Below are 14,123 nucleotides of genomic sequence, written 5' to 3' on the forward strand. Positions count from 1 at the left end.
TACTAGCCTGTTAATTTAAAATAAGATCAACAGGCTAGTAGAAGCAACAAAACAAGTTATGCCGTTTTAGACGAATTCATCACAGCCGCTTGCAGATTTTCAACTTCATCGCCAGTTAAATCTCGCCACTGTCCTGCTTTTAGCCCGGCGAGTCTTATTGACATTATCCGTGTGCGTTTTAACTTGACTACCTCATAACCAAGATATTCACACATTCGTCTTATTTGTCGATTCAGCCCCTGTGTTAGCACAATCGTAAACACCATCTTACTCTGCATTTTAACTGTACAAGGTTTTGTGATGGTATCCAAAATTGGAATGCCTTTGGCCATTTTATTGATAAAGTGCTCTGTTAATGGTCGATTTACCGTAACCACATACTCTTTGTCATGGGCATTTTCGGCGCGTAAAATTTTATTAACGATGTCACCATCGCTGGTCAAAAAAATCAAACCTTCGGAAGGTTTATCTAAGCGACCAATTGGAAAAATTCTCTCGCTGTGTCCAATTGCATCGATAATATTGCCGTTAATATGACGCTCCGTGGTGCAGGTTATCCCTACCGGTTTGTGATAAGCAATATAGACCCTATCTGACTTATTCCTGGCACTCGCTGAGACCAACTGCCCCTGTACTCGCACTTCGTCGCCTGGTAGGACTTTGGTGCCTAGTTCAGGTGTTGAACCGTTTATCGTAACCTGCCCCGCTTCAATTAATTTATCTGCTTCACGACGGGAGCAAAAACCCGAATCGCTGATAAATTTATTGAGGCGTATTGCGTCTGACTGACTCATTTTTGCCCTGATTATCGTGACATACTGTAAATAACACTAAGTTTACCATTTGACTCTCTGGCGCCTTAATAGATGAATAAAGATTGAACCCGCTCAAAGTAACTCTGCTCGTTGGTCGTTAAAGGACCTAAACTGATCCATTTTTTAAGTAAATCATCTGCTTGCTCTAGGTCGCCATCTTGTAATTTCTTAGCCATTAATTGCAATTGAAGATGTTGTCTTAACGCACTGTCCACGTTAGGGGAAGCCTGCTCTTTAAGAATTTCTAACATCACCGTTAGCTCGTGACGTGTGAGCATCGGGCCCTGTGCTGACTGATTAAATGCTGCCTGCCAAGTATTTGACAACTCCTCATGTTCAGCTGGCAATTCATCTGGTGTTTGCCACTTCGACATCACCTTAAAGACAGACACATATTGGCGCTGAACCAAGCTTGATTCTTGCTTCGCTATGCCTTGTGAAATCTGCTGTTCTAGGCCTTGTAGTTGGCGCTCCAAGGCATGGCGCTCTTTACTAGCTACTGAAGCTAATAGGTCAGTAATGTCTGCTTTTAACGCACTGGCTTGCTCAAACTCTGCTTTATTTTGCGCCTGTTCGACTGCACTTTGCATAGCAGCGAGCTTTTCTTTGAGGCTCACTATTTGCTGAATTTGCTGTGACTTTTGCTGCTCAAATTGGGCATTACGTAACGCAAATACTTTGTCACAAGCTTCTTTGAAAGCGGGCCATAACACAGCTTCTGCTTTTTTACCTGCGTGCTGCGTAGACTTCCACTGCTGCTGAAGTAACTTAATCTGGTTAATGCCGTCTTCAATTGGTGTAATTTCAAGGCACTGCTGAGCCTTTTTAACTAAGACTCCTTTTTGCTCTGCATTGCTTTGATAATAAGCAGACACTTTTTCTTTTAGGGGTAATACCGCGCTTTGAAATCTAGCATACAGATCATTGCGTAAACTAAACTCAACTTCGCCGGTTTTGCGCCATTTCTGCTGCAAAGTAGTCAGTTGTTTAGACAATTGGCTCAACTCACCTGTGGATTCATTCAACTGCCCTAACTCAAGTAAAATAGCGTTTTTGTCTTGCAGATTTTGAGCTCGCAATAGTTGTTGCTGCTCATAATGAGCTCGGCAAGGCGCAAACGCTTTTTCTAAGGTTTCATCAAAGGCAACGTTCAGTGCTGCATCCGATTCTGAATCAATCACACCTAAACTGTTCCATTGCTGACGAAGCACTTTAATAGCTTTTGCTTGCTCTTCAATATCGCTTAGCGGTGCAAGTACCAGCTGCTCAGCGTCACTAAGTAAGGCTGGCTTTCGGGGGGCAGCAATATACTCTTGCCAATCTTTTAAATTTTCAATTTGCTGTTTTATCTGCGAATGTATTTTATTCAGTTTATCTTGTTGTTTTTCTGGTAGTTTTTCATACCAAACCAGCACTTTGCTATACACATCAATAGCAAGACGAAAACGCCCTTGATTGATCAAACCTTCTATCGCGCGATACTTATTTCGGCAACGTGCAACCTCTTGGTTAACTTGCTCGCTCAGGTTTTTAATTGCGCCTTGCCAATCATGCACAACTTGTTGCCAAGCCGAAAGCAATTCAGCAGGTAGGTTTTTATTAAAACGCTGCGTAATTTCACGCCACTGGTGTTTTACTTCTCTCAAATATTGCTCTGCGGCATCAATTTGACTGACATCATCAGGCAATTTTAAAGCACTAAACTGCTGCAATAATTCTTGGCTGTGACCTAAACACAACATGAAACCAGGCAAATTTGCCAAGCTTTCTTGACACTGAATTATTTGCTCGATGATCAGCTCTAAACGCCTTTTTTCTACAGATTTGTCAGCCGGCAGCGACCTTAGTGTTTGTTTCACACTGTCGTACAAGTGATTTAATTCTTCAGTAGTCGACTCAACCTGGTCATTTGTTATCTCAAGCATGTGCTCACGTAATAAAGCATTGGCTGCATCGAGGACTTCGCGACTCTTTGACTGGAGATCATTGATGTTTTTGCTGAGTAACTGGGCAGCTTGCTCTTCTTGCCATTGAGGTTTGAGCAGCTCAATCGTGTTGTTTACACGCTGGCTTATTTCACTAAATTTTTGTTCAAATTCTCGTTTTTTGCTTTCGGCCAAACAAGAAAACTGTTCACAAAGCTCAGCATATTGAGCCGTTAATAATTCTTGCTGTACCGTGATAATACGTAAATCAGTCTGTTCTTTTAAGGCAAGTAAGCGAGAGAGCAACATTGTCGTGTCTTTTTCAATACTGATGGGCAACTGTTGTTGCAAATCCCATTTTTGCAGTATGTCGCGAGCTTTTTGATTGACTGCCTCAGCGCGGCCTTTTTTAATGACTTTTGCTAGCAATTTTCGGCTAGTTGCTTCATCGCTTAATTTATCCATTAAACGGTTTTGCAACTCGGCATTGCTCGATTCTAATATGATCTTTTCCAGCACTACAGGCTTTGATATTTTGGTGAGTAATGTTTCAGCTAAGCGTGTATCCGATTGCACCCAAGGTAAAAAAACCAACTTTTCTAGCAACTTTACGTCTTTGCATTGACGCACAAAACTGAGCTTTTCTTGTTCATTTAAGCGGGTATTGGTAGGATCAAACAGGCTTTGTTCAACAATTTGCTGTGATTTTTTAAGTACCCTTTCGTCTTTACTTATCTCAGACATTTTATACCACAAGGTAAAACTATCTAACTTTTGCAAAGCAGCTAAACTGACTCCAGCATCAGGATCGTTAAACGCCAATTCGTGTAAAACCGATTTTTCAGCAGAAAGCTCACTGTTTAACTTTTCAATGGCTTTGATGCGAACGTGTGGATTTGGATCGAGATGTTTGGAACGAAAAAAACGATTAAATATCATCCTGTTTAAACCGCGCTATAGTTTGATTATCGAAAGATTGTTGGGCAAGTTCTTTTTTTAAAGCGTCTCGGCTTTTGTGCACTATTTCGCCGTTTGCACCAACGGTCATGTGTTGTTCAGATTTCAGCACTTTAGACTGATATAGCATAACAGCTTGAATACATGTTTCTTTTTGTTGCTCTGTCAAGGGCGAGCCATCAAGCCACTTTCCGGTTTCTACTGAGCCACGTAGCTTTTCGTATATGTCTTGCGACATGTTTTGCACGAGTACTTCAACATTCATTACTGGTTATCGCTCAATCAGATTTTTTAATAAAAACAAGGCGCACACGATTCACTATGTACCAAATGAAACCGCTCGCGGCTACTGCAAATGCAAGTTTAAATTGAATGTCTTCTTGGGTCACATCGCCCCAATACATAAAACCAAAACCACCAACAAACAACAACATGGCCAGCATTGACTGATTTTGAATACTTTGGCGTTGCAAATACTTTTTCAATGCGTTTTTTCTCGCAAAGTCCTCAACACTCGCTTGACCAATTGCAAAGTCACAGTGCTGGCAACTTTGTGCTTTGTCTGAAATTTTTTTGCCGCATGAGGGACAATCTATCAATGCCATTTTTCTACTCCACACAGGTAGCTCAATAAAGGTTATGACCAAGCTACTTTATACGATGTTCACTAAAAACAGTTTTTAACTTAAAAGCGCAGCTATGAGCTGCGCTTTTGTTAATCACTAAACTTAAGACTTATGTTCTTTATTAAATTTATCCCAGTAGCTTGCTACCGAATCTTTCATTTCTTTTCTGAGCAAAAAGATACCAAATAAGTTGGGCAAGGTCATCACTACTATCGCTACTGCAGATAGCGTCCAAACTAAGGTCGTATCAGACACTGCAGCCCAAACAAAGCCTGCAACGTAAACCACTCTATATGGCATAACCGAACGCGGGCCAAATAAATAGGTCATGGCTCTGTCGCCATAATATGACCAAGCGATGGCTGTTGAAAAAGCAAAGAGCAATAAACCTATTGAAACAATATATTTTCCCGAATCGCCAAAGAACCCTCGTGTAAACGCTACCGCCGTTAAACTGGCTGAGTGAATTAACGAGTAACCAGACACCATGATGTTATCTTTAAGCAATTGCCCATTAACTACTTTTAACGTACCGGTAAAAGTATCTTCAGGATCACCCACTGTAAAGGTCACGTCTTCAGCTAATGAACGCGCGTTAATAATAGTAAATCCAGTGCTAACAGGTTTACCGTTGACCACTTGTATTTCACCATTAAATTCCTCAACTTGGCTTTCATCTAAACCGTTCAAGTAATTATAAAGTTGTTTTTTATCGCTATCGCTCGACTCAAGGTAAGCACCGGCAACAATGTCCATGTCTGAACGATCAAAGGTATTCCAGTGTTTTTCTTTCCAAACGCCCGATGACAAGATCACCAAACCAGTTAAGGTACAGATAATAATAGTATCGATAAAGGGCTCAAGTATTGACACCATTCCTTCAGAGACAGGCTCATCTGTTTTTGCCGCTGCGTGAGCAATTGGTGCAGAACCTTGGCCCGCTTCGTTTGAAAACAAACCTCGGTTAACGCCGCGGTTAAACGCATAAGCGATAGTCGCCCCCAAGAAGCCACCTGTTGCCGCCGAGCCAGTAAACACATCTGATAACACAGACACAAACGAAGGTCCGACGTTTTCAAGATTGGCAAAAATAACAGACACCGCACCAACCAAATAAATAAGCGCCATTAAGGGTACGATTTTAGACGTTACTGCTGCAATACGGGTAATACCGCCCAAGATAACCAATGCCAGTAAAATACCCAACACGCTACCAACAATAAGAGGATCGAAGCCAAAGGTGGATTCAATACTGGTCGCGATACCGTTACTTTGAGGCAAGTTTCCAGTACCGAATGAACTGATAACGGTTGCCACAGCAAAGGCAACGGCTAGCCATTTCATGTTCAAGCGTTTGTCCATGTAATACATGGGACCACCAGCCATCGTACCGTCAGGTGTTTTATCACGGTATTTGTGAGACAAGGTCACTTCTACGAATTTGGTTGTCATCCCTAAAAAAGCCGTTGCCCACATCCAAAACAACGCAGCCGGCCCACCTAAAAAGATAGCAAATGCCACCCCACCGATGTTACCTGTACCAACGGTACCTGATAAGGCGGTTGTCAGTGCTCGAAAATGCGTCGTATCCCCTGGAGAATCCGCTTTATCGTATTTTCCTAACACCACTTTCCATGCATGTTTGAAATATCGAACTTGTGGAAATTTCAAATATATTGTGAAGAACAAACCGGTACCGAGAAGCACATAAGGAAACCAGAAGGCTCCACCCAGCATGCCGTCAAGTGACTTTAAAAAATCATGAAATATTTCCACTGCTTTCCCCTTTATTTATTATTTTAGTCAGTATTTTATTGTTTTTTGTAACGGTTTTATCGTTCCTAACGAAGCATATCAACTACAGCACGCATAGCAATCATTACATCTTCACCCAACTGTTTACTGCGCGCAGGCGACCAGCCATAGGCACTGTCAGGTAAATCGATATTATCTTTAAAAGGCATTTCTAAGGTAAAGGCTAAACAATCAAAGTGTTGACCAATAGCGTGAGTGGCGACTGTGGGATTGGCCTCTCCTGGTTTGTCTTTTGGATAGCCAAAACTGTCTTGGAAGTCTGGCGTTGCTAACATAAAGTTTTGCTTAAATTTATCTTCTAAATTTTTAATGCGAGGAGAATAGCCTGGGTTACCTTCACAGCCAGCTACAAAATTGTAGGGTAGTGCTTCATCACCATGGACATCTAAAAACATGTCCACCCCAGTTTCTATCATTTTTTGTTTGACAAAATACACCTCAGGACTAGACGCTAAACTAGGTGTCGCCCATTCTCGATTAAGGTTCACGCCAATAGCATTGGTGCGCAAATGACCGCGAACAGAACCATCGGGATTCATATTGGGTATGACGTAAAATACCGCTTTTTCCAGCAATTGACGGGCAACACCATCACTCTCATCTAATAAACGTTCCAAAAATCCTTCAACAAACCACTCAGCCATGGTTTCACCTGGATGCTGTCTGGCAGTGACCCAGATAACTTTTTTGCCTTCTTCTGGTTCACCTACCACCAACATCGACATATCACGCCCATCGAGGGTCTCGCCTAAAAACTGCTGCTGACATACGGGTGATTGCTGCGCCCATGCTAAAAGATCAAGATGACGTTCGTAGCTATAAGGGGCAAAATAAGCATAATAAACATGCTCATATTCAGGGGTGTGTTGTATGACTAAACTGTCACCATCAAACTCGGTATCGACTCTGAACCATTCTTGGCGATCATATGAAGCTACGGCTTGATAATTCTTCCAACCATCAGGGTAAGCGGACTGATGTAAATTGGTGATAACAAGCTTGTGTGATAAAAATGCGGTGGTTTCAAGTTTAAAATGGAACCATTGAAAAAAGTCTGATTGCTTGTCTTTTTTAATGCTCAGTCTAATGTCATTTGGCGAAGAGGCATTGTTTACCTCGATATTTCCACTATCAAAATTGCTGCTTATTCTCACGATATATTCTCTAATAAATTTGACCGCGGTAATTTAACACAGCTTCAATAAAAAAGGTTATAACTGGAGAAACTGAACAACAAAAAGGCTGAAATTTTCAATTTACAGCCTATATTAGCGCATAAAAACGCCGCTATGCTGCCTTAAAACAGCACAGCGTCTTTGCTTACAGTTTCACTGTCGCGTGAGGTAAGGTGGGTGATGTTAACCCTGACATTTTTTCTAGCACCTTCATGACCTGACAGCTATAGCCAAACTCATTGTCGTACCAAACATAGACAGTTGCTCGTTGGTCAACCACGATGGTTGCCTTTGAGTCAACCACAGCTGGGGCTCTAGTTCCTACTAAGTCTGTGCTCACTATTTCACTTGAAGCCGTATAGTTAACTTGATGTTGCAGGTCGGAAAAAAGCGAAACATCACGTAAGTAATTGTTGAGCTCGTCCTTGGTAGTGGCTTTGCTCAAATGTAAATTTAAGATCGCTAGGGAAACGTTTGGAGTAGGTACGCGAATAGCACTACCCGTTAGTTTACCCTTTAATTGCGGGTACGCTTTCGCAACGGCTGTAGCAGCACCGGTTTCAGTGATAACCATGTTCAAAGCCGCACTGCGTCCACGTCGGTCACCCTTGTGGAAATTATCAATCAAATTTTGATCATTGGTAAATGAATGTACCGTTTCTACATGCCCACTTTGAATCCCAAAATGTTCATCTAGCGCTTTTAAAACAGGGGTGATGGCATTGGTGGTACAGCTAGCGGCTGACAATATGACGTCTTCTGCGGCTACGTCATTATGGTTAACACCAAAAACAATGTTTTTTATGTCGCCTTTGCCCGGCGCGGTCAAAAGGACTTTTTTAACACCCTTCGACAATAAATGCTGACTCAAACCCTCTTGATCACGCCACATTCCGGTGTTGTCGATCACAATGGCGTTTTGAATACCGTAATGGCTATAGTCAACTTCTTGCGGCGAGTTAGCGTATATCACTTGAATATAGGAGCCATTCGCTTTGATGGCATTTTTTTCAGTATCAATGGTGATGCTGCCATTAAAAGGGCCATGCACTGAATCGCGTCTTAGCAAACTAGCACGCTTTTCAAGATCTCCACTCTTACCGCCTCTTACAACAATCGCTTTTAAGCGCAGCTTATTATTTTTCCCCTGACGTTCGATAAGTAATCTGGCTAAAATACGACCTATTCGACCAAAACCGTATAACACCACATCTTGTGGCTCTTGAGCGTCATGTACGCCAATAATTTCAGCAAGTTGCTGTTGCAGGTATTGTTCTACTGATTGCTCTGCAAATTGTGCATCATAGTGATAAGCGTATGCTAGTTTTCCTAAATCAATATGTGCTGGGGCCAGAGTCATTTGACTGATAGCGTCTAACAAAGGCCAGCTTTCACGCAACCTTAGTTTATGCGTTTCCTTTAAGCGGACGGACCGGTGCGCTTTGATGATGTCGATTGCACTTGCGCCAAGTAACGGACGCCCATACACCGAGATTTCGATTGCATGATTGCGGTATAACTTTCCTAGCAAAGGCTGCATTTGCTCAGCATATTCCTGCCTTTCTTGCCAACTGCTTAATAATTCCTGTTCTAATTGCTGATTCATAATTGAAAGTGGCTACCTACAGTGAATGATTTTGATATTTTTTGTCGCTAGTCTTAGCTGACATATCAATCTTGATTACGGATATACAGCGATGCTGTGATAAAGCGGCGTCATTCTAATGAAAGTGATCCCTTTCGCCAAATTGGCACTAAATTACTAAAATGATTAAAAATCAGTCTTTTAAGCTATTTAATTTGTAATATTTCTACACTTTTAACTTAGACTTTTAAAATAGATTCAGAGTGAGGTGATAAATCGGCAGGCAAGGGTTAAAACAGCCTTATTCAGCGTTTTTGAGACCTAATAAATGAAATTTACTTTCACGATATTTTTTATACTTTTTTGACCTAAAACAAAAAACGCTCAATAATTGAGCGTTTTCAAGCAAATAGGGATTACGTGGGTTTAAATTTAACGGCAACTGAATTAACACAATAGCGCTTGCCCGTTGGTGGCGGGCCATCATCAAAGACATGCCCTAGGTGGGCATCACAATGACGACAAACGATTTCGATGCGCAGCATCCCTAAGCTGTTATCGCTGTGATATTCAACATTCTGTTCCGTGCTTTGGCTAAAAAATGAGGGCCAACCACAACCGGAATCAAACTTATCTTCAGAGGTAAATAACTTCTTTTCACAGCAGGTGCAAACATAATCACCAGCTGCTCTACTGTCGAGTAAGTGCCCCGTGAAAGGGCGCTCAGTCCCTTTTTCACGACAAACCTTAAACTCTTCCTCTGTTAATCTCTCTCGCCACTGCGATTCAGTTAACTTCACAATTATACTCCGACCGTCATGATTCCATGGTTGATGTGTAAGGTATCCAATCGATGGATATGACAGTTATATTACTGGGCACATTGTTCAGTCAAGTCCCCTCCGGCAAAAATAGCTTAGGTTTGGTCATTTATCACCTTGAATAAACAGATGCTCTTAAATGCCTGCATATAAACCTGCTTTACTGCCACCTGAGGTTGAAGGGCTAATTTTGGATAACGGGTATCCACCATAATTTTCCAACCATGAGCCTGACTTAAAAGGGGCAAATTAAAACGTACATCATGGTCAGTTGCATTAAAAACCAATAACCAGTGCTCAGTTTTGTTAACTGTATCTGCTGGTTCGAGACCGACAAATTCTACGGCGAAGGCCTGATTATTATGATCGTGCCAATCATCGACTAATTTTCTTTCACCATCAGGGCGATACCAATTGATCTTGTCGACGTTGTGTTGCAAGGAGTAACTATCATCTTCCAAATTAAGTTGACTTAACAGTTCACTGTCGCGGCGAAGCTTGATCATGTGACGGCAAAAATCTAAAAAGTCCTGTTCATTTTCGCTTAACTCCCAATCAAACCAATTAATTTCATTGTCTTGACAATAGGCATTGTTATTACCCTGTTGCGTGCGACTTAATTCGTCGCCACCTAACACATGGGGGATGCCTTGCGACATCATTAAGGTAGCAAACAAGTTTCGCTTCTGACGATCTCTAAGAGCCTTAATTTGCGTATCGCCTGTCACCCCCTCAAATCCATGATTTGACGAAATATTATGCCCATGACCATCACGATTTTGTTCTAAGTTCGCTTCATTATGGCGTTCGTTGTAGCTAACCAAATCTTGCAATGTAAAGCCGTCGTGGTAAGTCACCATATTGACAGAGGTATGAATAGCTCGATTTTCCTTAGGAAAAATATCTCGTGAGCCTAATAAACGAGTAGCAAAATCACTTGTGTGGCCTTTATCTCCGCGCCAAAATGCGCGCACCGTATCACGGTATTTGTCATTGCATTCCACCCAATTCGATGGAAACTGGCCTAATCGATAACCACCATTGCCAATATCCCAAGGCTCAGCGATAAGTTTGATGTTTAATAATACGGGATCTTGTCGTATGGCTCTAAAAAAACCCGATACACTAGAGAATTCATAAGGGTCTCGGCCCAAACTTGCGGCAAGATCAAAACGAAAGCCATCCACCCCCATTTCTTGAACCCAATAACGCAGTGAATCCATGACCAGTTTCAGTACATAGGGATAGGCCGTATTGACGCTATTACCGCAACCTGAGTTATTCACATACTTGCGATAATCAACAGTGCCGTACTCATTGCGCTCAAACAAATAAAACGAAGCGTTATCAAGCCCTTTAAACGCTAAGGTAGGGCCGTCTAGCCCCCCTTCAGCCGTGTGATTAAACACCACATCTAAAATGACCTCTAAACCTGCCTCATGCAAACTATCAACCATACTTTTAAATTCACACACCCCATCAGCCACGACATAACGAGGATCAGGACTAAAATAGTTGATCGGATTATATCCCCAATAGTTGGTCAACCCTTTTTCAGTAATATAACGCTCTGGCATAAACGCCATCACCGGCATGAGCTGAACACTCGTGACACCAAGGGACTTAATATGCTTGATAATTGAAGGATGAGACAAACCTAAAAACTTTCCACGATGGGCATCGGGCACATCAGGATGAAGTTGACTGATGCCTTTTACGTGGGCTTCATATAAAACGGTTTGGCTCATTGGCACTCGTGGTTTGGTAATCCGACCGCGACATTCACTGGTTTTTAAGACAAGGCCCTTGGCAATCATAAACTGGCTATCGCCATCGTACTGCTGGGCATTCCATACTAAGGGGCGATTTAGTGCCTTGGCATAGGGGTCAATGAGTAATTTTTCAGGATTGAACTGCAATCCAAGTTGAGCGTTATTTTCACCGCATGTTCGGTAGCCATATAACTGCCCTTCTGTTATCCCTTCAATAAAACCATGCCAAACCTTGCCTGTTTTAGCAGGTAAGGGAATGACAGCGAGTTGTTCTTCGGTATCTTTTGCAAATAAGCAAAGTTGCACTTCCGTGGCATTGGGGCAATGGACTGCAAAATTGCAGCCATTTGCCGTTAACGTTGCACCAAGTGGATGAGCCGCGCCCGGTAATACATTTAACGCTTTAGCATCCATTTTTTTCTAACCTTTAAAAATAATAAATAAACTCGCCAAGGGCGGTAAATTGATACTAATGGCAGCCGGTTGGCCATTCCAAGACTTCGCTTTGGACGTCATTTTTTTCACTACCTTGTAACCACTCCCCCAGTATTTTTTATCATCGGTATTCATCAACAATTGATACGTCCCTTCATCTTGCACACCGAGTAAGAAGTTATCACGTGGTACAGGCGTGAAATTGGTTATGCAATAGATCTTTTGTTGTTGGCCGTCAGACTTACGTAAAAATGACAAAATACTTTGCTCAGCATTACCATGATCAATCCACTCAAACCCAGCATGACTGCTATCTAATTCATATAAAGCAGGGTACTTTGCATATAAACCATTTAGGTCACGATATAAGCTTTGAATGCCTTTATGTTTTTCAAACTCCAGCAAATGCCAATTCACAGAACTATCATGGTTCCATTCAGCGGCTTGACCAATTTCATTACCCATGAAGTTTAGTTTTTTACCGGGGTGCCCGTACATGAATGCAGCATAAGCGCGCAAGTTTGCTGCTTGTTGCCACTCATCCCCTGGCATTTTGCGTAATAAGGAGCCCTTACCATGTACCACTTCATCATGAGAGATAGGTAATACAAAATTTTCATCAAAGGCGTACACCATACTAAAAGTGATTTCATTATGATGATAGCGGCGATAACTTGGATCCTTTGAAATATAGTGCAGCGAGTCATGCATCCAGCCCATATTCCACTTAAAACCAAAACCGAGGCCGCCGTCGAACAACGGACGAGATACTTTTGGAAATGAAGTGGATTCCTCTGCAATGGTCATTGCATGAGGGAACTTCTCATAGACTTCACGATTCATCCATTGCAATAAACTAATCGCTTCATAATTGTGATTACCGCCATCAACATTTGGGATCCACTCGCCGTCTTCCCGAGAGTAATCAAGGTACAACATTGAAGCAACCGCATCGACGCGTAAACCATCGATATGGAATTTATCAATCCAAAACAAGGCGTTAGCGACTAAAAACTGACGCACCGTATCTTTACCAAAATCGTAGATGCAGGAATTCCAATCTGGATGCCAGCCTTTACGAGGATCTTCATATTCGTATACATGTGTACCATCAAAGCGAGCAAGCCCGTGACCATCTTCTGGGAAGTGGGCAGGTACCCAATCAATGATTACGCCAATGCCATTCTGGTGGCATTGATCAACAAAATATTTAAAGTCATCGGGCGAACCAAAGCGACTGGTTGGCGAAAAGAGTCCAACAGGTTGATATCCCCAAGACCCATCAAATGGAAATTCTGATACGGGCAGTAATTCAAGATGGGTGTAACCCATATCTTTGATATAGGGAATGAGCTCTTTGACTAAATCACGATAGCTTAAATACGTTTCATTCGAATCTCTATCAGGGCGTTTCCATGAACCTAGGTGGATTTCATAGATACTCATTGGGGTTCGATATTTGTCTTTTTGCGCGTGCTTTATCCAATCACTGTCTTGCCATTGATAAGCATTATGATCATAAACCACTGAGGTATGTGAAGGGTATTGTTCAGCAGAAAACCCTACAGGGTCAGCCTTGTGCGGTAAACTATTACCCGCTGCATCTTTAATTTGATATTTATATTTTGCCCCCGGACGAATTCCAGGAACAACGAGTACCCAGTATCCAAAATCGGTTTTTTGCATTGGCAAACAGCTGCCATCCCAGAAATTGAAATCGCCGATTAACGAAACTGCGCTGGCGTTAGGAGCAAAGACGGCAAAACGAGTAGCCTCGATAGGCTGCGCTAATCCGACATCCAAAGACACTAATTGTGCGCCGAGTTGTTTGTACACATTTTGCGCTGAATGATCGACAAAATGGACCGCGTGATAGGCCTGCTCTTTGAATTGATAAGGGTCAACTATTTCATAATGTGTATCTGCATTAGTAATATGAAGACTATAGGCAAGAGGAGCGGCTTGCGCCTTAAAATCACCAGTAAATAAATGCGTGCCATTGACCTGCTTTAACTCACCGATCTCAAGACCGGTTTTTAAGTCGACGGCTTTAATGCTAAGAGCGTGTGGAACCCATGCAGTGAGAGAGAGAATTGACTTAGCTGAATCGAAACGTGGGCCTAATTGATTGAATGGGGAAGCACACTGTGCATGTTGTAACTGTTGTTCTAGCTGCATTTTACCGCCTTAATGAAGG

Annotated in this window: 10 protein-coding genes; all 10 read right to left on the reverse strand. The window is 42.1% G+C overall.

Annotation, left to right across the window (positions count from 1 at the left end):
• Positions 1–56 precede the first annotated feature (56 nt).
• On the reverse strand, positions 57–794 hold the full coding sequence (gene rluF, locus NWQ57_RS14985; RefSeq protein ID WP_306022969.1) for a 23S rRNA pseudouridine(2604) synthase RluF: 738 nt from the start codon (positions 792–794) through the stop codon (positions 57–59).
• 65 nt (positions 795–859) lie between these two features.
• Positions 860–3,679 (reverse strand): DUF349 domain-containing protein, encoded by a 2,820-nt coding sequence (locus NWQ57_RS14990; protein ID WP_306022970.1) that lies wholly within the window; start codon positions 3,677–3,679, stop codon positions 860–862.
• Positions 3,669–3,962, reverse strand: a complete 294-nt coding sequence (locus NWQ57_RS14995) for a YeaC family protein (protein ID WP_306022971.1) — start codon at positions 3,960–3,962, stop codon at positions 3,669–3,671. The genes NWQ57_RS14990 and NWQ57_RS14995 overlap by 11 nt, the downstream gene beginning before the upstream one ends.
• A gap of 13 nt (positions 3,963–3,975) precedes the next feature.
• The gene (locus NWQ57_RS15000; protein ID WP_306022972.1) at positions 3,976–4,302 is read right to left on the reverse strand and encodes a hypothetical protein; all 327 of its coding nucleotides are present in this window, start codon (positions 4,300–4,302) and stop codon (positions 3,976–3,978) included.
• 123 nt (positions 4,303–4,425) lie between these two features.
• A complete protein-coding gene (locus NWQ57_RS15005; protein ID WP_306022973.1) occupies positions 4,426–6,099 on the reverse strand; it encodes a sodium:alanine symporter family protein in 1,674 nt (557 codons plus the stop codon).
• Between the two features lie 65 nt (positions 6,100–6,164).
• Positions 6,165–7,292, reverse strand: a complete 1,128-nt coding sequence (locus tag NWQ57_RS15010) for a M14-type cytosolic carboxypeptidase (protein WP_306022974.1) — start codon at positions 7,290–7,292, stop codon at positions 6,165–6,167.
• 166 nt (positions 7,293–7,458) lie between these two features.
• Positions 7,459–8,919, reverse strand: a complete 1,461-nt coding sequence (locus NWQ57_RS15015; RefSeq protein WP_306022975.1) for a glyceraldehyde-3-phosphate dehydrogenase — start codon at positions 8,917–8,919, stop codon at positions 7,459–7,461.
• A 395-nt stretch (positions 8,920–9,314) separates the two neighbouring features.
• A complete protein-coding gene (gene msrB / locus NWQ57_RS15020) occupies positions 9,315–9,698 on the reverse strand; it encodes a peptide-methionine (R)-S-oxide reductase MsrB (protein WP_306022976.1) in 384 nt (127 codons plus the stop codon).
• A gap of 116 nt (positions 9,699–9,814) precedes the next feature.
• Complete coding sequence (glgX, locus tag NWQ57_RS15025) at positions 9,815–11,905, reverse strand: glycogen debranching protein GlgX (protein ID WP_306022977.1); 2,091 nt, start codon at positions 11,903–11,905, stop codon at positions 9,815–9,817.
• 6 nt (positions 11,906–11,911) lie between these two features.
• Positions 11,912–14,104 (reverse strand): 1,4-alpha-glucan branching protein GlgB, encoded by a 2,193-nt coding sequence (gene glgB / locus NWQ57_RS15030; RefSeq protein WP_306022978.1) that lies wholly within the window; start codon positions 14,102–14,104, stop codon positions 11,912–11,914.
• Positions 14,105–14,123 lie beyond the last annotated feature (19 nt).

The organism is Paraglaciecola sp., assembly GCF_030730205.1.
Lineage (GTDB): Bacteria > Pseudomonadota > Gammaproteobacteria > Enterobacterales > Alteromonadaceae > Paraglaciecola.